Annotated in this window: 19 protein-coding genes, 3 pseudogenes and 1 other annotated feature; of the genes and pseudogenes, 6 read left to right on the top strand and 16 right to left on the bottom strand. The window is 60.2% G+C overall.

What is annotated here, in order from left to right; translation table 11 throughout:
• Positions 1 to 41: 41 nt before the first annotated feature.
• On the top strand, positions 42 to 566 hold the full coding sequence (locus JW805_20775) for a hypothetical protein (protein ID MBN2974426.1): 525 nt from the start codon (positions 42 to 44) through the stop codon (positions 564 to 566).
• 52 nt (positions 567 to 618) lie between these two features.
• Here JW805_20775 and glmS read toward each other — a convergent pair whose 3' ends face one another.
• The 4 genes from glmS to JW805_20755 all read right to left on the bottom strand — a co-directional run bounded on the left by glmS (position 619) and on the right by JW805_20755 (position 5,511).
• Positions 619 to 2,442, bottom strand: a complete 1,824-nt coding sequence (glmS, locus tag JW805_20770; protein ID MBN2974425.1) for a glutamine--fructose-6-phosphate transaminase (isomerizing) — start codon at positions 2,440 to 2,442, stop codon at positions 619 to 621.
• A gap of 194 nt (positions 2,443 to 2,636) precedes the next feature.
• The gene (gene rfbA / locus JW805_20765) at positions 2,637 to 3,557 is read right to left on the bottom strand and encodes a glucose-1-phosphate thymidylyltransferase RfbA (protein MBN2974424.1); all 921 of its coding nucleotides are present in this window, start codon (positions 3,555 to 3,557) and stop codon (positions 2,637 to 2,639) included.
• 35 nt (positions 3,558 to 3,592) lie between these two features.
• Positions 3,593 to 4,648, bottom strand: coding sequence for a dTDP-glucose 4,6-dehydratase (gene rfbB / locus JW805_20760; GenBank protein ID MBN2974423.1), 1,056 nt, complete (start codon positions 4,646 to 4,648; stop codon positions 3,593 to 3,595).
• Between the two features lie 632 nt (positions 4,649 to 5,280).
• A complete protein-coding gene (locus JW805_20755; protein ID MBN2974422.1) occupies positions 5,281 to 5,511 on the bottom strand; it encodes a hypothetical protein in 231 nt (76 codons plus the stop codon).
• Between JW805_20755 and JW805_20750 the strand changes: the two genes are divergently transcribed.
• The 3 genes from JW805_20750 to JW805_20740 all read left to right on the top strand — a co-directional run bounded on the left by JW805_20750 (position 5,492) and on the right by JW805_20740 (position 6,950).
• Positions 5,492 to 5,704 carry a hypothetical protein gene (locus JW805_20750; protein MBN2974421.1) on the top strand — a complete coding sequence of 71 codons (213 nt, stop codon included), beginning with the start codon at positions 5,492 to 5,494 and terminating at the stop codon, positions 5,702 to 5,704. The genes JW805_20755 and JW805_20750 overlap by 20 nt on opposite strands.
• A gap of 323 nt (positions 5,705 to 6,027) precedes the next feature.
• Positions 6,028 to 6,684: an AAA family ATPase gene (locus JW805_20745; GenBank protein ID MBN2974420.1), complete on the top strand. Its 657-nt coding sequence runs from the start codon at positions 6,028 to 6,030 to the stop codon at positions 6,682 to 6,684.
• Complete coding sequence (locus JW805_20740; protein ID MBN2974419.1) at positions 6,681 to 6,950, top strand: hypothetical protein; 270 nt, start codon at positions 6,681 to 6,683, stop codon at positions 6,948 to 6,950. The genes JW805_20745 and JW805_20740 overlap by 4 nt, the downstream gene beginning before the upstream one ends.
• 61 nt (positions 6,951 to 7,011) lie before the next feature.
• On the opposite strand, the pseudogene JW805_20735 reads toward JW805_20740, so the two are convergent.
• Positions 7,012 to 7,200, bottom strand: a pseudogene (locus JW805_20735) (IS3 family transposase).
• A gap of 108 nt (positions 7,201 to 7,308) precedes the next feature.
• Between JW805_20735 and JW805_20730 the strand changes: the two are divergent.
• Both JW805_20730 and JW805_20725 read left to right on the top strand, forming a co-directional pair.
• Positions 7,309 to 7,937 (top strand): annotated as a pseudogene (locus JW805_20730) (IS3 family transposase).
• Positions 7,589 to 7,703: a sequence feature (AL1L pseudoknot), on the top strand. (Overlaps the previous pseudogene by 115 nt.)
• A 59-nt stretch (positions 7,938 to 7,996) precedes the next feature.
• Positions 7,997 to 9,202 (top strand): annotated as a pseudogene (locus JW805_20725) (IS256 family transposase).
• A 298-nt stretch (positions 9,203 to 9,500) separates the two neighbouring features.
• Here JW805_20725 and JW805_20720 read toward each other — a convergent pair.
• From JW805_20720 to JW805_20670, 11 genes are all read right to left on the bottom strand, one after another.
• Positions 9,501 to 10,640, bottom strand: coding sequence for a hypothetical protein (locus JW805_20720; protein MBN2974418.1), 1,140 nt, complete (start codon positions 10,638 to 10,640; stop codon positions 9,501 to 9,503).
• Between the two features lie 22 nt (positions 10,641 to 10,662).
• Entirely contained in the window at positions 10,663 to 12,600 is a 1,938-nt protein-coding gene (locus tag JW805_20715; GenBank protein MBN2974417.1) for a polysaccharide biosynthesis protein, read from the bottom strand.
• A gap of 141 nt (positions 12,601 to 12,741) precedes the next feature.
• Positions 12,742 to 14,211, bottom strand: a complete 1,470-nt coding sequence (locus JW805_20710; protein ID MBN2974416.1) for an aminotransferase class I/II-fold pyridoxal phosphate-dependent enzyme — start codon at positions 14,209 to 14,211, stop codon at positions 12,742 to 12,744.
• A gap of 10 nt (positions 14,212 to 14,221) precedes the next feature.
• Positions 14,222 to 14,839, bottom strand: a complete 618-nt coding sequence (locus JW805_20705) for a NeuD/PglB/VioB family sugar acetyltransferase (protein ID MBN2974415.1) — start codon at positions 14,837 to 14,839, stop codon at positions 14,222 to 14,224.
• On the bottom strand, positions 14,829 to 15,950 hold the full coding sequence (gene neuC / locus JW805_20700; protein MBN2974414.1) for a UDP-N-acetylglucosamine 2-epimerase (hydrolyzing): 1,122 nt from the start codon (positions 15,948 to 15,950) through the stop codon (positions 14,829 to 14,831). The genes JW805_20705 and neuC overlap by 11 nt, the downstream gene beginning before the upstream one ends.
• Positions 15,951 to 15,955: 5 nt before the next feature.
• Positions 15,956 to 16,987: an N-acetylneuraminate synthase gene (neuB, locus tag JW805_20695; GenBank protein ID MBN2974413.1), complete on the bottom strand. Its 1,032-nt coding sequence runs from the start codon at positions 16,985 to 16,987 to the stop codon at positions 15,956 to 15,958.
• 39 nt (positions 16,988 to 17,026) lie between these two features.
• A complete protein-coding gene (locus JW805_20690; protein ID MBN2974412.1) occupies positions 17,027 to 17,746 on the bottom strand; it encodes an SDR family oxidoreductase in 720 nt (239 codons plus the stop codon).
• An 80-nt stretch (positions 17,747 to 17,826) separates the two neighbouring features.
• On the bottom strand, positions 17,827 to 18,549 hold the full coding sequence (locus JW805_20685) for an acylneuraminate cytidylyltransferase family protein (protein ID MBN2974411.1): 723 nt from the start codon (positions 18,547 to 18,549) through the stop codon (positions 17,827 to 17,829).
• Positions 18,546 to 19,556, bottom strand: coding sequence for a Gfo/Idh/MocA family oxidoreductase (locus JW805_20680; GenBank protein ID MBN2974410.1), 1,011 nt, complete (start codon positions 19,554 to 19,556; stop codon positions 18,546 to 18,548). The genes JW805_20685 and JW805_20680 overlap by 4 nt, the downstream gene beginning before the upstream one ends.
• Positions 19,553 to 20,797, bottom strand: coding sequence for a hypothetical protein (locus JW805_20675; GenBank protein ID MBN2974409.1), 1,245 nt, complete (start codon positions 20,795 to 20,797; stop codon positions 19,553 to 19,555). Before JW805_20675 ends, JW805_20680 begins: the two co-directional genes overlap by 4 nt.
• Positions 20,790 to 21,755 carry a hypothetical protein gene (locus JW805_20670; protein ID MBN2974408.1) on the bottom strand — a complete coding sequence of 322 codons (966 nt, stop codon included), beginning with the start codon at positions 21,753 to 21,755 and terminating at the stop codon, positions 20,790 to 20,792. Before JW805_20670 ends, JW805_20675 begins: the two co-directional genes overlap by 8 nt.
• Positions 21,756 to 22,107 lie beyond the last annotated feature (352 nt).

The raw sequence follows: 22,107 nt of genomic DNA, 5'->3' as shown, positions 1-22,107 counted from the left end.
TGGAGGGTGATCGCAATCACGCGATGAAAAAGGACCCGACCATGACCCAAGCACCGCAGCCGAGCGATTATGTTCGCCGCATCATGACCGCAACCGCCAGACTGATTGCGGGCCGCGACGGCGATCCCGAAGGGCGCGCATTCGATGCCGAACTGATGCTGATCGTCGGTGGCGATCTCGGGCCGCTGGGGTCGATGTGGCTGGCCTCTATGGCGCGCACGAACCGGCGCCATGTCGCCCATCTCCGCTTCTCGCCCGATAACCCGGTCGTGCCGCTGGTGACCTTTGCTCACCGGGAAGGTGACGTGGTGACCGTATACGAGGATTGCGTGTTGTGGGCCGCGAACGACCACGAACCTGTCCGCATCCTGCGCAACGATTACGACGTCGCCTTCCAAATGTCGAAAAAGCACCGCATGCACCGCCGCCCGACCCCGGTCGCCAGCTTCGAGGCGGAGGTCGAGGGTATGCAGCGGGCGATCGATCGGTTGTATCGTATCGCGGAGGACTTCGATGAGACGCAGTTGTGCATGCCTATCCATCACACGACGGCGCTGAGAGGTTAACGCACACATTTAATCCTATAGACATGTCGACAAAGCGACATGTCTATAGGATTTACTCCACCGTAACCGACTTCGCCAGATTGCGCGGCTGATCGACGTCGGTCCCCTTGGCGACCGCCACATGGTACGCCAGCAACTGGATTGGCACTGCATAGACGATGGGGGCGATCAGTGGGTGGACCCGCGGCATTTCGATCGTCGCGATCGTGTCTTCGCCGGCCTGAGCGATGCCTTCCGCATCAGAGATTAGGACGACCTTGGCGCCACGCGCACGGGCTTCCTGCATGTTGCTGACGGTCTTGTCGAACAGCGGTCCCGACGGCGCCAGCACGATCAGCGGTACGGCATCGTCGATCAGCGCGATCGGCCCATGCTTCATCTCGCCCGACGCATAGCCCTCGGCGTGGATGTAGCTGATCTCCTTCAGCTTCAGCGCGCCTTCTAGCGCAAGCGGGTAATCCGGGCCGCGGCCGAGATAGAGGACGTCGCGCGCACCGGCGATCGTGCCGGCCATCGCCTCGATGTCGGCGTCGTGGCTGAGCGCCTGGGTGATCGCTTCGGGGACTTCGCGCAGATGAGCGACGATATCGGCTTCGTCTGCCGCACTCAGCCGCCCCTTGGCGCGCGCGAGATTGACCGCGAGCGCCGCCATCACCGCCAGTTGGCAGGTGAAGGCCTTGGTCGATGCGACACCGATTTCCGGTCCGGCATGGGTCGAGATCAGCAGATCGACCTCGCGCGCCATCGAGCTGGTCGGCACGTTGATGATGCCGGCCGTCGTGACACCGGCGGCCTTCATATGACGCAGCGCGGCCAGCGTATCGGCGGTTTCGCCCGATTGCGAGATGACGACGCCGAGCGTGTTCGGCAGCAGGACGGGGTCGCGATAGCGGTATTCGCTGGCGACATCGACCTCGACGCCGATCCGCGCGAAGCTCTCGATCCAGTATTTGCCGATCATGCCGACATAGCTGGCAGTGCCGCAGGCGACGATCGTCACGCGTTTGATCGCGGCCAGGTCGAAGTCCATGTCGGGCAGCGCGACGCGGTTTTCGACCGGACGCAGGTACGAGCGCAGCGTCTGGGCGACGACGACCGGCTGCTCGTACATTTCCTTCTGCATGAAATGGCGATGGTTGCCCTTATCGATCAGCAGCCCCGAAGCGCCCGAATCCACGATCGGACGCGTTGCAGGTGCGTTGTCGCGATCGAAGATTTCGACGCCGTCGCGAGTGATCGTGACCCAGTCGCCCTCCTCGAGATAGGCGATGCGACGGGTGAGCGGGGCAAGCGCCAGCGCGTCCGAGCCGAGGTAATTCTCCCTCTCGCCGTAGCCGACGGTGAGCGGCGCACCGAGCCGCGCGCCCAATAGCAGGTCAGGGTGAGTGCGGACGAGCACGCCCAGCGCAAAGGCGCCGTGGAGCCGTGGCAGCACGGCGGCAAGCGCCGCCCGCGGCTCGGCCCCATTCTCGATTTCGCGCGAGATCAGATGTGCGACGACTTCGGAATCGGTCTGCGACTTGAATTCGCGACCTTCGGCGAGGAGTTCGTCGCGCAGCGGCTTGAAGTTCTCGATGATGCCGTTGTGGACCAGCACGACGTCGCCGACGATGTGCGGATGCGCATTGTCCTCGGTCGGCGCGCCATGCGTCGCCCAGCGCGTGTGCGCGATGCCGATGTCACCGGCGAGCGGCGCTTCCTGCAGGCGCTGCGCGAGGTTGGACAGCTTGCCCGACGCGCGTCGCCGGTCGAACGCACCATCGTCGATCGTGCAGATGCCGGCGGAGTCATAGCCACGATATTCGAGCCGCTTCAGTCCATCGAGCAGCCGATCGGCAACCGCGTCGTTGCCGACGATCCCAACAATACCACACATGTGCTGAATGCCCCGAAACAAAGATGCCCGGCGATACGGCCGGGCATGTTGCCGGCGTCATTACGGATCATTGGTGTTGGCGCAAGTCACAGTCACTGATTCCAGGTCTTTGATCGCGCGGTTTCTTACAATTTCATCGCGTTGACGCTAAATGGCGCTGAGTAATTGCGGCCTTCGAATCGTAGAATGCCAATCTATGCCTTGCGGCGGTCGGCAAAGCGACGTTCGGCCTGTGACCTGGGTGATGGCGTTTCCTCGATCGCCTTCAGGATCGCGCGGCCATAGGCGGTCTTGGCCAGGCTCTCGCCTCGAGCACGCGCCGTGTCGCGGTCGATGAAGCCATTGAGATACGCGATTTCCTCGAGACACGCGATCTGGATGCCCTGACGGTGCTGGATCGTGCGGACGAATTCGCCGGCTTCGAGCAGGCTGTCGTGCGTTCCCGTATCAAGCCAGGCATAGCCGCGGCCCATGGGTTCGACCTGAAGCGTGCCGGCGTCCATGTAGCGCCGCGCCAGGTCCGTGATCTCCAGCTCGCCGCGCGCCGACGGGGTCAGCGTAGCGGCATAGTCGCAGACGTGGTGATCGAAGAAATACAGGCCCGTCAGCGCATGGTTGCTGCGCGGATGCACGGGTTTTTCCTCGATCGAAATCGCCCGCCCCTCCCCATCGAATTCGACCACGCCATAGCGTTCGGGGTCGTCGACACGGTAGGAAAAGACCGTTGCCCCCTCACTTCGCAGCGCAGCCCGCTGCAGCATGTCCGACAGGCCGTTGCCGAAGAAGATATTGTCGCCCAGCACCAGCGCAACCGGCGCGCGGGCGATCCATTCGCGGCCGATGGTGAAGGCCTGCGGCAGACCCTCGGGCCGCGGCTGTTCGGCATAGGCGATGTCGAGCCCCAGTGCCGAGCCATCGCCGAACAACGTGCGGTAATGCGGCAGATGGTCGGGGCTCGAGATGATCAATATGTCGCGGATGCCGGCCAGCATCAGCACCGACAGCGGATAATAGATCATCGGCTTGTCGTAGACCGGCAGCAGCTGCTTGTTGACGACCAGCGTCGCCGGATGGAGCCGCGAACCGGTACCGCCGGCGAGGATGATGCCTTTCATGGGAGCGGCCTTAGCACATCGGGCTGAAGAAGCGGTTAGCCGGACAGGCCGCGGCGGACGTCGGCGCTGCGTTCGGCCAGGATCGGACGCCACCATCGCTCGTTGTCGAGATACCAGCGGACTGTCGCCTCCAACCCGCTCTCGAAACTCTGAAGCGGTTCCCAGCCCAGTTCGTCGCGGATCCGCGTGGCGTCGATCGCGTAGCGCAGGTCGTGGCCGGGGCGGTCGGCGACGAAGCCAATCTGCTGCGCATAAGACCGGCCGTCGGAGCGCGGGCGCAGGTGGTCGAGGATGCGGCACAGCTCCTCAACCACGTCGATGTTCCGCCGCTCAGCATTTCCGCCGATGTTGTAGCGGCGACCGGCCACGCCGCGTTCGAATACTGCGGTCAGCGCGGTTACGTGATCCTCGACATACAGCCAGTCGCGGACGTTCTCGCCCTGGCCGTAGATGGGTAATGTCTCGCCGCTAAGCGCCTTGACGATCATTAGCGGGATCATCTTTTCCGGGAAGTGATAGGGCCCGTAGTTGTTCGAGCAGTTGGTGATCAGCACTGGCAGGCCATAGGTATGGCCCCACGCCGACACGAGGTGATCGCTGCCCGCCTTCGACGCCGAATAGGGCGATCGCGGGTCGTAAGGTGTGTCTTCGGTGAATAGGCCGGTTTCGCCGAGCGACCCGAATACCTCATCGGTCGAGATATGATGGAAGCGGAAGGCCCCCTGCCCGTCCGCATCCAGCCTGCGCCAGTATTCGAGCGCCGCCGCCAGCATCGTATAGGTCCCGATCAGGTTGGTCTGGATGAACGCTCGCGGTCCGTCGATCGAGCGGTCGACGTGGCTTTCGGCCGCCAGATGCGTGATGACGTCGGGCCGGAATTCCTCGATCGCCGTACGCACCACGGCCGCATCGCAGATATCGGCGCGGACGAAGCGATAGCGCGGGCTATCGGCGACCGGCGCGAGCGCGCTGAGCGTTCCGGCATAGGTCAGCGCGTCGAGCACGATCACGTCATGCGCGGTGTTGGCGATCAGATGCCGGACCAGCGCCGAACCGATGAACCCGGCGCCGCCGGTGACGAGGATCTTCATGGGCGCGTGCTTAGCATGGGCTGCGTTAACGTTGAGATTCCACCACACAATCATCCACTCGTTCTGCGACACATCGACGTGAAGACGCGTAGACATTCAGACATATTGCCATGAAGGCGGGGGTGAGTGTCGCGACGGATCGCCGGCGCAGATCGGAGAGACACAACCGCCCTGCGGGCTGAAATGCGGGCAAGGGATGTCCGGCGCCCGGTCGTGACGCCGCAATGGTAACGTGAAACGTTGATTGTCGACGTGTCGACAAATCAACGCGTCGAGACGGTGGGAGCAATCGCCCCGGCTCTGGAAGCCCCGCCTCAATTCCTACTCAAAAGCACGATCTCGGGACCCCGCTCTGCCCCCTGTCCCCGGTAAAATCGCGCCTCACTGCCGAAAATTCGTGCTTTGGGGTATGAAATCCAACATCTCAGGTCTCCTGCCCAGTCCCGCGCAAAGCCCCCAAGCCCTGTTCCAGCTCGATAGCCCGCTGACCGCCGCGAGCGGTCGCTGATGGCGTTTCCGTTCTTCGCGCTCGCAAACACGCCTGGATGAAGCTGTCGAGCTGCGACCACGGCCCGTCTCGATCGAGATGCAGCCGTCGTCGACCGGGGTCGCGACGACCTGTAACAAGGAAGTCATGCTCTACATCGCCAGCTTGATGGCAGTTGGTCAAGCAAGGGGCAGATGTCGGCCAGGACTTCGTCTTCACTGCGCACGACCGGTTTTTCGATGGCTGGTGGCAACCAGTCGGCACGACCGTACCAGCGGTATCGGTGGCGCTCGAACGGCTGCTGGTCACGCAGATCGAAACCAATATTGAAGCCGGCGGGGGAAGGGGAGGCGGGGTTGTTCTCGTGGCTCAGCAAAGCGCGGCTGCATTATTCCAAGACCCGCACCGCCGAGTTCACTGCGATGAAGGCGAGCCTGAGCGCCCGCGAACTGGCGGTGGTTACGGTGGGCGGATGGCTCAGCCAAGTGCTCGCCCGTCGGGGCGCCGCGCTCGACGCCCAAAAGCATGAGTCTCAACCCGATGCGCAACCGTTCCTCCATGTCTTATGATCCTGCGCAAGCGGACGTCGGCCTCGCTGGCCGACTGCGTTCCGCCTGACCAATCGGTCGGGGAAAAGTCACTCGGCAACCTTCGATCGATTGCCGACGGCCAAGACAGGACGGCTTGGCTCCGCGGTCCAAATGCTTTCGAAGAGACCAAACGGATGGTGCCGCCCTTCGATCATGCCGCAGACATGTTGCATGCTTTGCACGTCGACATGTCGATGGGACTAGCTGTCCAACCGTGATCGGGTTAGGGCGACGACAAGCCGCCTAAACGGCATCGTCGAAATCTCGGCGAGTCGCCATGTAGACATGTAGGAAATTCGATCATGCCGACGATCGCGGTCATCAGCCAGAAGGGCGGGGCGGGCAAGACCACGCTCGCGTTGCACCTGGCCGCCGCGGCGCAGGAAGCGGGCCGCGTCGCGCTGGTCATCGACACCGACCCGCAGGCGACCGCCAGCCAATGGGCCGCCTGGCGTCAGGACGCGCCGCCCGAAGTGATTGACTCACCCCCACCGCGCCTGGCCGCGAAGGTCGCGCAGGCGAGCGGGCAGGGAGCCGAGCTTATCATCATCGACACGCCCCCCCACGCCGACAGCGCCGCCCGCGCCGCGGTCGAGGTCGCCGACCTAGTGCTGATCCCGTGCCGCCCGAGCGCGTTCGATCTGGCTGCGATCCAGACGACGGCGAAACTCGTCCAACTGCTGCGCAGACCGGCCTATGTCGTCTTCATCGCCGGCAGCCCAAACGCTCCGCGCATCTATGCCGAAGCGGGCGAGCTGGTCGAAAGCTACGGCACGCCGCCATGCCCGATCCTCCTCCCCGACCGCGCAGCATATCGTCACGCCAGTTCCGAAGGGAAAAGCGTGTTGGAGGCCGAGCCATCGGGCAAGGCGGCCGAGGAAATCCGGCAGATCTACGATTGGACATGTCGACAGGTCGGCCTGCCCACACGTAAGCGCAAAGGAAAGGCCACCGCATGAGCCGTAAACCCAGCTTCGCCAATCTGCGCGGGACAAGCCCGGCGTTGAAACAGACTGCAGCGGGAACGCCCGGAGCAGGGGAGGCCATCGACAAGACACCCCTAAGCCGTCAGGGACGCAAACAGATCGCCGGCTTCTTCTCGCCTGAAATGTCCTTTGCCATGCACATGCTGGCGCGCCGCCAAGGACGAAGCCTGCAGGCTCTGATGACCGAGGCTTTCAACGACGTGCTCAGGAAGCACGGAGAGAGTCCGGTGGGCGATTGAGCAGTGGGGAAGTTAACTAGGCGCGAGATTGATCATTCCCCGTTTTGGCGGACACGCGGGGTTAGCCGGTCATGCGCTGCTCGGCTTGCTCGGGTGTCAGATACCCGAGGGCCGAGTGCATGCGGTGCCGGTTGTAGTATCCTTCAATGTATCCGAACAGCGCCTGTCGGGCTTTTGACTGGGGCGCCCATCGGCATTGATGGACCAGCTCGACCTTGAGGGTGTGGAAGAAGCTCTCCATCGGGGCATTTGGTGACGTGACCCCAGTTTCTTCATCCAGCTGGAACCAGGCTGTAGTGACGATTTGAACCGTGCCGGGTTTATCGGAGGCTCCAACTCCTGAGAAGGTGGAGCCTGTATGAGCAAGACGACGAACAAGTTTGCGCCTGAGGTCCGCGAGCGGGCGGTACGGATGGTGCTGGACACGAGCGCGATCACCCATCGCGATGGGCGGCGGTGGTTTCCATTGCGGAGAAGATCGGGTGCGTGCCGCAGACGCTGCATGAGTGGGTGAAGAAGGCTGAGGTGAACAGCGGCAGGCGCGCTGGCGTTCCGACCGAGGTTGCTGACAAGATGAAGGCGTTGGAGCGCGAAGTCCGTGAGTTGCGCCAAGCCAACGAGATCCTGCGCAAGGCGTCCGCGTATTTTGTCCAGCGGAGCTCGACCGCCCGTTCCGGTGATGCTCGCCTTTATCGATGATCACCGCGATGTCTATGGGTCGAGCCGATCTGCCGCGTCTTGTCGATCGCCCCATCGACGTATTTCGAGCATGTCGCGCAACGACGAAATCCAATGCGCCTGTCGGCGCGGGCGCAGCGGGATCAAGTTCTCAAGCCCGAAGTGGCTCGCGGGTTCGCCAAGAACTTCGCGGTCTACGGCGTCCGCAAGGTCTGGCGGCAGATGATGCGCGAGGGCTTCCCGGTCGCCCGCTGCACCATCGAGCGGCTGATGCGCGATATGGGTCTACAGGGTGTGATCCGGGGCAAGCGGGAGTGTCAGGAATTCTGTGCGGGAGGCCATAATGATGGAGAGGAAGGACCATCGATATGGCAATCGACAAGGACGTTCTGGACCAGCTGCTGGCTGGCCGTGACCCACAGGAACTGTTTGCGAAGGACGGGCTGCTCGACGAATTGAAGAAGGCGCTTTCGGAGCGCATGCTGTCGGCTGAGCTCAACGATCATCTCGGGAATGAAGGTGCCGACAATCGGCGTAACGTCTCGTAGCGCAAGACGATGCTGACGGGCACGTCGAAGGTGACGCTGGACATTCCGCGCGACCGGGCGGGCACGTTCGACCCGAAGCTCATCGCCAAGTACCAGCGCCGGTTTCCGGACCTCGATGACAAGATCGTCTCGATGTACGCGCGCGGGATGACGGTGCGCGAGATCCGCGGGCATCTGGAGGAGCTGTACGGCATCGACGTGTCGCCGGACCTGATCTCGACGGTGACCGACGCGGTTCTGGAAACAGTTTCGGAATGGCAGGGCCGCCCGCTCGACACCTGCGATCTCGTCTTTTCGACGCGATCCGGGTAAAGATCCGCGACGAGGGCTTCGTGCGCAACAAGGCGGTATACATCGCGCTTGGCATTTTGCCCGATGGCACCAAGGACATCCTCGGCATCTGGATCGACCAGACCGAGGGCGCCAAATTCTGGCGGTGATGAACGAGCTTGGGAACCGCGGCGTCGCCGACATCCTGATCGCCGTCGTCGATGGCCTGAAGGGATTTCCTGAGGCGATCAACGCAGCCTTCCCGGCGACGGTCGTCCAGACTTCGGCCTTCGCCGGGGCAGGCTCTGCATCGTCCACCTGCTGCGCAATTCGATGAGCTTTGCGTCGTGGAAGGACCGCAAGCCGATCGCACAGGCACTCCGCAGCGTCTACCGCACCGAGACGGTCGAAGCCGGCCTGGCGGCGCTGGACGCCTTCGAGGCCGGTCCCTGGGGCAAGCGGTACCCGGCGATCGCGCAGAGCTGGCGGCGCCATTGGGACCAGGTGATCCGTTCTTTGCCTTCCCCGAGGGCGTCCGCCGGATCATCTACACCACCAACGCCATCGAGGCGCTGAACTCGAAACTGCGAAGGGCTGTGCGGACCCGCGGCCACTTCCCCGGTGACGATGCCGCGATGAAGCTGCTATACATCGTACTCAATACCGCCGCTCAGGAGTAGAAAACGTCCACCCCGCGAGTGGTCCGAGGCAAAGACCCAGTTCGCCGTCATCTTCGGCGAGCGGCTCGTCATCTGATGACGATAACGGCCTCCCGCACAGAATTCCTGCCACTCCCACGGGCTGGCCGGCGGAGCGCTGCCCTCCTGCTGCTTGCGCTGCCAGCAACGCAGGCACGATACCTAACTCAGCCGCTATCTCGGCCTGTGTGCGGCTGCTCGTCTCTCACAACACCACAACCTCGCGCTTGAACTCCTCCGTAAAACGACGCTTCGTCGTACTTGCCATCAACACACCTCTTGGCCCGCTGAGCCTATCATGGGTGTCCGTCAAGCCGAGGGATGATCAGTCACTTAGAACATACGATAAATGATGTCTATCTATAGGTAAGACAAGCATCACTCAACGATATCTTATTGTCGTTCCCCAAGTTGACTATCTTTGTTGTATTGGTGCAGCTTGTATAGTCGAGATGTACTGAAACGCGTTTGGTAAACTTCCCTAAATAAATAAGATATTTACTTAATCCGCCAGCTTCGACATAGCCCCCGTCCACACGGGAATCCTGCCCATCAACATGAATGACGGCCGCGTCTTCTACCCCATCGGGCCTGGGAACGACATTTTGCAGGATATTGTCGCGCCATACACTTCCGTGCATGTATCGGCTCTCTTGAGACAAAAGATATTGCGCACCCTGAAGGTCATTTCGCTCTATCCTGGTCGCATGAGCGGCCGAGCGCGGACTCAATCGTAAATCGTCCTGAACGATAGCTTTGTAAGCGCCCCAGACACTCGAATCTCTAACAACGTTGAGTTCGCCGCCCGCATAAGATATCAAGCCACTCGGCACTGAACCCAAGACAATACCATAACCCTGGCTATCGTACACGTGCGCCGCTACTTTACGCAGTACTGTACCCTCTGGTAGAGAATTTCCAACGTGCACGCGTTCTATTATGGAGCGACTGATATTCCGAAAATCAATTCCGATCTGAATTCTATCTGCCGTCACTGCATCTCTGGGATGATTCAAGATAACACTAAAATCGGCCAGTCTCACATAATTGACATAGGAATTTTGATGATGAGGGTCGAACTTGCGGCGTATCAGAGATCCCGTTCTGTATGACGCCAAATCCGCAAGGGTTCCACCGCCTGGCACTGCGACGAGCAAAGTCGCTGCGCGCCCGTCTCCTAGCAGTTGCGTCCCGGTTCGCAACGACAGGCCGACTTTCGAATTAATGCGGTACACACCAGCCGGAAGATATACGCGAGCATATCGATCAATTGCAGCTTGGATGGCAACGGTATCGTCAGCACGACCATCGCCCTTCGCACCGAACGCTGGCGAGCGCACATCGGCCACACCGTCAACAAAACCGCTCTGATCACGGCTCACAGGCTGTTCAGCCTTTGAAACATCATTACTAAATGACAGCAAAACCGTAGATGTCAGAATGAAGATCATTACTCCAGAAAACATCCGCACGATCTTACTGATGTTAATGGCCAATGAAGTTGCTCGCCAAATCAATCTATAATTCACTATCTACGACGATCGCAGCACGTCTTATTCCTACCCAATCAACAACATCACTGGTCGTGTTATATTCGGGAACAATCCTACAAAGTATTTCCTTGAGCAAGATAGCGTTATCATCATTTATCGCATGCATCATCAACTCAAGTTCATCATTGATTTTGAGCAAGGGTATAAACTGCTCGTTAGCCTTCATGATCCGGGGATGGGATGTCATCTCGGGATTGTCGCCAATCAATAGCTCCTCATAGAGCTTCTCACCAGGGCGCAAGCCGACTTCATGAATCTCGATATCACCGTCGGGATGGTTATGGTCTCTGATTGTCAAGCCGGAAAGTTCCACCATGTTGCGCGCAAGGTCGGCAATGCGCACCGGTTTGCCCATGTCCAAGACGAAAACCTCACCACCATGCGCCATCGCCCCAGCCTGGATGACGAGTTGGGCAGCTTCAGGGATTGTCATGAAATATCGATTGATGTCGCGGTGGGTGATAGTGATCGGGCCGCCTTCCTCGATCTGGCGGCGGAACAGGGGCACAACCGATCCGCTCGATCCTAGGACATTACCGAACCTGACCATGGTGAAGCAAGTGTCGGTAGGCTCCTCCGCCATCGCCTGCAGCACCATTTCGGCAATACGCTTGCTGGCACCCATGATGTTAGTCGGACGAACCGCCTTGTCTGTACTGACGAGAACGAATTTTGCGACCCCGTGGCGATGTGCAGCCCGCGCCGTCGACAAAGTACCGAATACGTTATTCAAGACGCCTTCAGTCGGATTATGTTCGACTAGTGGAACATGCTTGTAGGCCGCTGCATGGTAGATGGTATCGACCCGCCACGTCCTGATAATCTCGTCGATCCGTCGCGTTTCACGCACCGATGCGAGAAGAGGGACGATCGATACTTCGGTGGCGCCTTGGGATAGGGCTGCCTTTTCAAGTTCCTGATTGATGGAATACAGTGAAAACTCGCTGCTTTCGACAAGCAGCAACGTCGCAGGCTGCACCTGCAGAATCTGCCGGCACAGTTCACTTCCGATCGAACCACCAGCCCCTGTCACCAGGACAGTCTTTCGCCTGATATCATGCGCGAGCAGGATCGGGTCCGGTGCCACGACGTTGCGACCGAGCAGGTCCTCGATCTCCAAAGGACGAAGATCTGTCACCTCGACCCGACCACTCGCCAAATCCATCAGTCCTGGAAGCGTTCTAACGCGAATATCCAAGTCGTAGAGCAGTTTCATGATTTGGTTTCGCCGGCTGCGCGGAGCAGACGGCAGCGCCAGCAGCACTTCCTCGATATCGTGCTTGCGGATGAGAGCTGATAATTCGTCGGGTCCATGAATGCGGACGTTGCCCAATCGGCGACCGCGCAGTGTCGGTGCATCGTCTACGAACCCGACAAGCCGAAAAGCACCGCTATAGCTTATCGCACTGGCCAACTGCCGTCCCGATGCACCAGCGCCATAGATCAGAATACTGATCTTCGACTCGTCGCGATGCTGCCGTCGGTATGTGTTGCCAAGCCAATATCCGACGATCGCACGTGAACATCCTATACCCAAGAACAACAGAATAGGTTGGATTAGGCCGATAGTGCGGGGTACGCCCGGCACGCCGACAACTGAAAAGATGAACGCAAATACGACGCCGTAGATCACGACCGAACGCACGATATCGATCAGAACGTTCCAAGTCGCGTGGCGCAGGATGACGCTGTACAAGCCCGAGACGTAAAATATAGGCAGGGCGATCGCCAGGCTGACAAGCGACGCCACATGAAAGCCAGCCGCGAAACCGGAGATTTCTCCAAGGCGCAGGTAGAATGCCAGCCATGCCGAGATCGGACAGATCAGAATGTCCGCAAAGAGCGCCAGAAGCCCCCTTCCGGTATGCGGCATCCGCAACAACGGAGCGATAACCTTACGCATTCTAATCCTTTCGCCCCCGGGCATGCATCGCGCCTGGACGGCACCGATAGTATAGGTTCATGCTTGGGAGGCGGCTCTACAGCGTTTCGCGCAACGGCGAAACAATCCCCGACGCAGACCATATCGTGGCCCTAATGATCGTCATGAGCGTCCGAATGCCGCCCTGATCGACGAGATTGTTCGATCGATCTGTACATCCGACAGGTTCGACCCTGATGGCAGGCACAGGCCGTCATCGAACAGACGGTCAGAAATCGACTGCTCCTCGGCGCTGTAATAGGCTGCACCGGCAAATACGGGTTGCTGATGCATCGGCTTCCACACGGGGCGTGCCTCAATCAGATCCTCCGCGAGATGAAGGCGCAGGCCCTCGCGGCTGATCGGCCCCGCCGGGTCAACGGTACAGGCCGTCAGCCAGCGCGTCCCATGGCTCCACTCCGGTTCAGGCATCCATCTAATCTCCGCTATGTCGGACAGACCATGCTCGTACCGGCTGAACACGTCCCGGCGCGCGCGCACGCGATCACCCAGAACCTTTAGTTGCCCTCGACCGACACCAGCCAGGATGTTGCTCAAACGGTAGTTAAAGCCGATCTGGCTATGCTGGTAATGCGGGGCGGGATCGCGAGCCTGTGTCGCCAGAAATCTAGCGCGCTCGATCAGATGATCGTCGTTCGACAGTAGCATGCCACCGCCCGATGTCGTAATAATCTTATTTCCGTTAAAGGAGAAGACGGTGAGCAATCCGAAAGAACCGCTCGCGCGACCTTTGTAGGTCGCACCAAGTGATTCCGCTGCGTCCTCGACGATAGGAACGCCGTGCGCGTCGCAAATAGTCTTGATCGGATCAATATTAGCGCTTTGGCCGTACAAGTTGACCACGATCACAGCCTTGGGCAACCAGTCTTCGGCCTTCGCTGCGGCGAATGCGCGTTCGAGAGCGATAGGCGACATGTTCCAGCTTTCGGCCTCGGAATCGATGAAGACCGGGGTCGCTCCCTGATAGACAATGGGGTTGGCGCTGGCGGCAAAGGTCAGTGTCGAGCAGAAGACGCGATCGCCGGGGCCGACGTCGAGCAGCCGCAAGGCCAGATGGAGCGCGGCAGTCCCCGAAGAAACCGCTGCGGCATGTCCCATCCCAACCAATTCGGCCAATTCCTGCTCGAAAGCATCGACATGGGGGCCGAGAGGAGCAATCCAATTCGTACGGAAAGCCTCTTCGACGAAGGCCTGTTCGGTATCACCCATATGCGGGGTTGACAGAAGGATCTGGCTGTCGACCTCACGGCGATCCAGCAGGCTTGCGACGGTTCCATTGGGCCGGATCACCGGCATGTGATTGATGGAATGTTCGTTCATGAGCGCCAGAGCTTGCCGGCGCGTGGTGTTCTCATCGATCGTGAGCGAGTGGAACGACGCGAGTTGCCGAAGGTCGTCATCAAGCGACCGACCGGCAAGAAGCTCGCGGCGCAGGTCGCCGTCGGTGATCGTTCGTTCAAAACGACCGTCTCCGTCGACTAGGAGCAACAGCCCTTTGCCTCCGGCATTCATCCGTTCCAGCGCGTGGCGCAAAGATACAGAACGGGTCACAAAGATCGCTTCTATGTCCACGCGCAAACCTTCAATTCTTACGAGCCAAGGCGAAGATTACCTTCTCATTCGGGGCCACGTCACGAACGATCGTGGCACCGGCGGCGATAATGGCGGCATCGCCGATATGGACACCCGGCAGGATTGTCGCTCCCGCTCCAATCAGGACCGCTACGCCGATACGGACACCCCCACATAGTGTCGAGTTCGGTGCGATATGCGAAAAATCGCCGACTTCGCAATCATGGTCGATAATCGCACCATGATTTACGATAACGCTATCGCCGACGCCCGTATCTGGCGCGATCACAGCCCGCGCAGCCACGAAGCTGCCTGCACCGATTGCCGCCGATGCGGATACTACGGCCGCCGGATGGATGACCGACGTTGGAATTGCGCCAGCTTCGACCAGCGCCTTCTGGAGTGACCTGCGATGCAACGCGTTCCCGATCGCGATATGAAAGGGAATGCCCCGTTGCGTCGCGATCGCCGGCCGAGCCTCCACTACAGTGTTCATCACGACCTGGCCGACGCAGCGCGGATCGTCGTCACAAAGACGTACGGCGCGCGGGGTCGTCAACGCTAATGCATCCAGAACGACCTTGGAATGCCCGCCTGCGCCGATTACTAAAAGCGGTTCAATAGGCATTAGATTTCCATGTCACGCCTTGGAGCGGCAGAGTCGCGAGCAGCGCGGCGATGCGTTCGTCCGATGCGCCGTCGCCATAGATGTTAGCTGTTGGAAAGCGCGTGCCGCTAGCGACAGTTGCAATCGCCGCGTCGATGGCTTCGGGAGTGGAGGCAGCGTCGATCACATTGCCGTTGCGTTGCCGCAGGTTCTGCCTAGGACCGACGTTGATTACAGGCGTGCCGAACGTCGCAGCCTCAATGATGCCGGAACTGGAATTGCCAATCATCAGGTCGACCACCGCCATCCAATTGATAAACAGCGATCGCGTAAGGTGGGTTTTCACGACGAGGCCAGGCTGACCCGTACGGGCGTCCAGTTCCGTGCGGATACGGTCGCCGCCGCTGTCCGAGTTCGGCTTGAGCGCGATCGTCTGGAAACCGCGCGCGACCAAAGACTCAAGAATGGCTCCCGCGATCGTGCCTGCCATATAGGCTTCCTGGAGGACGGCGTGGTACGCGAACAACGCGATCGGGCGTGACGGGTCGAACCCAACCTCTGCCGCCAACTCGTTTTTCGATCGCATGACGGCATCGCCAAGACCAACCAGCCCAGGCGCGCCGACGGTCAGGACGGCGTCGGCGTGCTCGCCCATACGGCGCAAGCGTTCCGCGGATTCTTCGGTCGCGGCAAAGTGATAGTGCGCCAATTTCGAAATCGCATGGCGGATCGGTTCGTCGACGGTCCCCGACCGCTCCCCCCCGTGGATATGCACAATCGGCAGGTCCAAATGTATCGCCGCGATGGCCCCGGCGAGCATTTCTCCCCGATCGCCGAGCAGTAGCACGATATCCGGTCGCCCACGCTCCATCGCGTCGGTAAAGCCCGAAATCATGCGCGATATGCCGCGAGCCATCTCGGCACCGCCGCTCGTCCCCTCTCCGGAGGGAAATTTCGCGACGATGTCAAACCCGTCCGCCGCAATCTCGTCCACCGTTTTGCCATAGGCTGGTTCGAGGTGCATGCCCGTCACCAATATTCCGAGTCGTAGGTCAGGATGACGATCAATCGCCTGAAGGACCGCACGCATCAGACCGTAATCTGCTCGCGTGCCCGAGACGTACCAGATCAATCGGCTCATTCTATATCCGACCATTGCAACGTCATTCCGGCGTCGATCGCATGACGGGCTCGCTTGCCGACGACGGCTCCACTGTCGCGCGGAAGGATTCCGGTTCCAGGGCGCAGTAGACCGATATCTTCCGGTGTTATGTAGGCGCCGGCGGGAATCGGTCGCAGGGTCGTCACGCTTCGCCGAACCAGCGATCGCACGGGCAATTCGGATTCCGTCGGACGCTTGTTTGGCGATCCCAATGCCATTTCTACCGCACGGATCTGGTCCACCATGGTGGTCAGTTCCGCAATTGTCAGCGATGCGCGATGGTCCGGACCGGGCAGGTCGCGATCAGTGGTGAAATGCTTTTCGATGACGACCGCGCCCAAGGCGACAGCCGCGGTTGAAACAGCGACACCCAAGCTATGGTCCGAGTAGCCGATCGGAAGTCCGGTTGCCTGCCCAATCTTGGCCATGGCGCGCAGATTCACGTCAGCATAGGCGGCGGGATAGTTGGACGTGCAGTGCAGGATCGTCAGGTCCTCGCCCCCGATGGGCGCCTGTCCGCTGTCCGCGCGCGCTTGTCCGATGACTTCGACCGCTCGCGTGATCTCGTCCATGTCCGCCATTCCGGTCGACAGGACGAGCGGTCGCCCATATCGCGCCAGATGGGCCAGGAACGGCTCGTTGGTAATCTCGCCCGAAGGAATCTTGAACCGCCGCATGCCTAGCTGGGCGAGGAAATCGGCGGACTCCCTGTCGAACGGTGTCGACATGAACTCGATCCCCAGTTCACCGCATCGGCGAAACAGCCCTTCATGAAGGGCGAGCGGCAACTCGAGCGATTTCAACAGCGCATGCTGGTCGCTGGTTCCGGTTTGCCGCTGTTGATAGTCAGCCGTCGCCGCGCCTTGACGGACTAGCCGGTCGGCAGAGAAGGTCTGGAACTTGACCGCATCGGCACCGCTTCCGGCCGCGGCTTCGACCAATGCATATGCAAGTTCTTCTCGACCATTATGATTGACGCCAGCTTCGGCGATAATAAAGGTTTTCACGGCGTTCTGGGCGCTCCAGGATCACAAAACACCGCGCCTCTACCATGCGGACCATCCGCCATCCACCATGATGTTCTGGCCCGTCATCCATGCTGACAGATCACTCGCCAAGAACAATATGACGCCCTTGAAATCCTCTTCGGTGCCCATCCGACCCAAAGGTGTCCGTCGGACGTAACGTTCGACGAAACTGTCGGCCTGCCCCCGTGCAAGGCCACCCGGACTGACGCTGTTGACGCGGACCGCCGGTGCGAGCGACGTCGAAAGCCAGCGGGTTAACTGCAGGAGCCCGCCCTTGCTTGCGGCATAGCCGCCGGGATTTCCCATCCGGGTGCCAGCGTACAGATCGAGGTCAGGGCCGAGGATGCCGTAGATCGATCCCACGTTGACGATCGTGCCGCGACCACTTTGCCGCAACAGCGGGGTGAATGCCTGGGCGAGATGGAATGGGGCGGTGAGGTTGACCTCGACCGCACGACGCCAGGTCGTCAGGCTTTGCTCCTCGAACGGGACGGCCCAACCCTCTAGCTGGTTGGTTCCCACGAACCCCGCATTGTTGACGAGGATATCGAGTTGCCCGATATCGCCGACGACACGCTCGATCATTCGAATCCGCTGCGCTTCATCCTCAAGGTCGGCGGGAATTATGTGGATCGGCAGCCCAGCCTCGCCCAGCGGAGCGGCAGTGTCGGATAGGGCCGCCTGATCCTGGTCGACCAAGATGAGGCCGCAGCCTTGTTCGGCAAGCGCCCCTGCCATGGCCCGACCGATATGCCCAGCCCCGCCGGTTATAAGAGCGATCCTGCCTGTCAAATCGCTCAACTGTGCTATGGTGCGCATCAAATTCCTATCGGGTCCCAGCCGTTTCCGGCATTTTGCTCTGCTAGATATTGCGCGACCGCGAAATCGAACGGCGTGTCTATGTCCAGTGCGCGCTCCGGCGGAATTTCGACGACGCGCATCCGACCGTCAAAGAGGCCGGCACGTGACATCACGAAGTCGGGCCGTACCGCATAGGCGACCGTCGTCATGTCGTACACGACCGGTGCGTCCTGTCGCCGCGTCACGTCCCCCTGGGGCTGGATGACCAGTCGCGCGATACCGTCCGGATCCAGGCTGACCATGTTGAAATAAGGGCTGCGTTCCGCCTTCTTGACGGTGGCTACAACGTCGGTCCGCGGGTCGCGGCGCAGGATGTCGATGCAGGCTTCCACGTCGTCCACGGCGCGAAATGGCGAGGTCGCGGGCAGGCTGACGAAAATATCGAAGTCGTCGCGATGTCGCCGCACCCATTCGATGGCGTGACGCCACGCCATCCATTCCGATGCAGTATCGGAAGCCAGCGCGGGGGGACGGAGAAACGGAACCTCAGCACCAAGATCGAGCGCGACCTGTGCGATTTCCTCGTCGTCGGTCGATACGATGACTTCGTCCAAGGATGGACAGGCGCGCGCGACCCGGATGGCATGGCCAATCAGCGGCACTCCGCCAAGCGCCCGCACGTTCTTGCGCGGCACCCCCTTCGAGCCTCCGCGGGCGAAGATGAAGGCGCGCGCTTTCATGCGTAAGGCTCCACTTCAAGGAGTGATATGGACCGACCGATCGTCAGCGATCGGGCGGCGGCCGAGATGATCCGCATGACGTCGATGCCGTCGGACAGCGGAATAGAAACGGGCCACCCGTCTTCGATCGCGCCGAGGAAGTCGGTGAGTTCGTCCAAATACATCCGGTTGCGATCAGGCAACGGGGATTCCACGACGCGACGTCCACCATCCATGGCCTCGACGATATGGCGATCCCGCAGCGCTTCCCAAACGATGGTCCCGCCGGATCCGATGAACTTGCAGGTGCGAGCGACCGGCCTCTGCAGAAAATCCAGATGCACCGACACTAGGCGCCGCGGCTCGGCATATTCGAGGCAGATGTCGACGCAGTCCTCGACATCCATCTCGAGATCGGAATAGCGCCCCCCGCGGCAGGTCACCCACGCCGGCATTCCGAACAGCCAGTAGAGATAGTCGATCTCGTGGCTCAGTTCCAAGATCGGCCCGCCGCCCAGCGCCCGTCGGGCGGACACGCCCTGGCGGTAGTCCGCATTTGATCGCCAGTCCGGAAGATATTGTCCGACCTCCGCGCGCACCGCCAGCACCTTGCCGATCGCACCGCCCAGCAGGTCCTGCCTGAGCGCGTTCAGCGAAGGGTTGAACCGCAGGTTGTAGCCGACCATCACTGGTATCGCGCCCCGCGCCGCGACAGCCGCCAGTTCGTCCAGGCCGATTATATCGTGCGAAAGCGGCTTCTCGATGAAGACCGGAATGCCCTGTTCGACAAAGGCCCGAGCGAGCCGGACATGGGTCGGCGCGGGTCCGGCGAGAATCACCCCGTCGGGGCGAAGCGCCAGCGCCGCCTCGACCGAGGTGACCTCGCCGTCGCAGCCGTCACAGGTGACGGGGGCGCTTTCGGGGCGCCGCAAGGCAGTGATCCGGGCATCCGGGCGCAGGATTCGGAGATTGCGCAAATGGCGCTGCCCGATGCTGCCCAGGCTGGCGACGACGAAATGACGAGTCATCGCCTCAGTCCGGCGATCTCGTCGGCCACGCGCCCAGCCGCATCGAACGTGATGCCGACACGAGCGGGATCGCGCAATCCCGTCGCGAAGGCGTCGACGATGCGGGCCTTCAAATCTTCCGGGCCGGTCGCTGCGGTCGCATAGCCCATATCGGCCAAGGGAAGGTCGCGGGAGAAGATCGAGCGCATGACCTGGACCACTGGAATTCCTAGCAAGCCTGCTTCCACCCCAACGGTAGAACTGCACGTCACGACGCAGTCCGCCGCGCACAACAGGTCGTCCAGCGGCTCGCTCGCCGTGCCGTAACGCAGCCTGTCGCCCGTCACCGCCGGGCCGCGATCCTCGCTCGGATGAAGCCGCATTACAAGGTACACATTCGACGCATCGGCGAAACCTTGCGCCAGTTCCGTCTCAATCCGTGCCGGCAGGCTGGGATCACCACGGACGCCAGAAAAAGGGTGAAGCTGCGGTTCGGGCTGCGAAATCCAGACGATCAGTCGGTCGCCATCGCGCAATCCCAGTGCCGCACGATGACGCGCACGCACGGTGTGCCGGTCGAGCAGGCCCAGCCTGTCGAACGCCGGATTGCCCGTGACCCGGACCGCAGCGGGATCTGCGCCTCGCGTGCGAAAACGCTCGGCGATCGTTTCATTGAGAACACAGACGCGGTCGGCATATCCGGGCGCCGCACACCATTCGATCTCGAAGGCTGCGTACAGGTCGACCAGACACAGCGACGCGATCCCCGCGGAGCCGGCTGCACTCAACGCCGCCTGTTCCGAGCGAGGCGAATTAGTCGCCACCAAAACGCGCGGCCGGACAGCTGCGAACAGCCGGTCGAAGAAATCAAGCGGACGGAAGCTCTGGCGGTTGAACCTGTCGTAGCGTCGTTGCGCTTCCTCGGCGCCATACATCCTCTCCAGCGCGATATATCCCGCCCCAAGATAGGCGGCGGTTTCCGTTGCAGATACGGCACCATGCCGTGGCTGCCCCGCCGCTAGGCGTTCGCCGGTCTTCACGGCATGTTCATAGCCCGGGACGCGGCCGACAAGATCGGCCATGCCCAGCGGCTCCAGCGAATGACGCGCGAAATAGGACGCCGCCGTCGTCAGTCCGAGGATCGAGAAGGGGACGCCGCGACGCTCCAACTCCTTCGCCACCGGTGCCAGCGAAGCCGCATGGCCACCGCCATAAGACACGAACAAAACTCGGTCGCGCAACGCATCGAGAATGTCAGCCAATGGTCCGCTCCACGGGCTCAGGGCGCCAGGGCAGCGGGCGCCCTGCCATGAGCAAAAGAACCGGAACAAGCAGCGAAACGAAACCCAGCCCTTCCAGAAACACAGATGGGACCGCCGCCAGCAGGATCGCAGCGTAGCCACGATAGCGACGCATCCGTATCGACACAAACAACAAGAGCATCGCTAGTACGGCGAGTGCTATATAGGCAAAAAAGCGCACAAAATTTCCTTCCTGCAAAGAAACAAAAATCGTGCTACGGGAAATAATCGCGCTGATTCCTGACGCGCCATATACCGTTGAATTATATCCTGCTCTCTGTTCATTAAATCCGATATACTTATCGCCAACAGATATCAACAAAGATATAGCTAACGTAGAGGCATATAGATACAACGCGAACGACCTTCGGCGATAATTCCGAACCAAAAGTAGTGTAATAATCAAATTACTAAGAACAACTCCCGAGCTTAACGTCGACAGAAATAAAGAAGGCAAAAGATAAAGATATGCCTTTCCGCGAAATATAAACATCAGCAGATATGCTACGGATACAATGACCAGCGCAGTTCTGGGACTAAAAACTAAAATCGATAAAGGAAGTGCAAAAACAAAAAAACCTCTCTTTGCGTTGGCGAACTCCTTGACAATCGGCAAATACATTAGAAGTATTAAAAATGAGGTGGATCCAACTCCAAAAATATCTTCAACACTGACAAAAATATAAGCGATCAATGCTCGAGCGGAGTGAATCCATAACAGGGGCTCTAATTTAAATATCGAGTTTCCGCCGGAAAAATAATTCCAGATATAGGTAACTTGAATGGTAAACCCATCAAGAAGATCGTTCGATAGAAAAGTGCGACCGATCGACTGCGCATAGATTGCGCATGCCACCGATAGAATAAGGTAGCTTGCAAAGATGTTTGTCCGCCACATCCGGGCAATAGTCGATGCCATGAAAAGTTGTGGCGGTATCGAGTTAAGGGCAGGATTCATATTACCAGCCCGCCGCTTTGATCCGTCGTTGCAGTGGCTTGTCGATCATATAATCGATAAGCACTGCGACTATGATTGCTCCAAGCAGGATTAGGCTAAAAAATATTGAGTTTGCTGGAAGAAGACGGGCCGCCAGGAAGAAGAATAGGGGGTGTATCAGGTACAGGGGATAGCTAGCACCGCCGCTTAGGGAGGCAATCAGCGACAGGCGACCCGATCCGGATCCGTGACGTAGCGATAACTAGTAGAATCGACAGGGGTACTAGCGCGAGCCGTCGCAATCCAGTCACGGCCGCCAGTTCATCCACTCCGA

It is taken from the genome of Roseomonas aeriglobus, assembly GCA_016937575.1.
GTDB classification, from domain to species: Bacteria; Pseudomonadota; Alphaproteobacteria; order Sphingomonadales; family Sphingomonadaceae; genus Sphingomonas; species Sphingomonas aerigloba.
The sequence above is the reverse complement of the archived record's forward strand: the minus strand, read 5'-3'. Positions and strand labels throughout refer to the sequence as shown.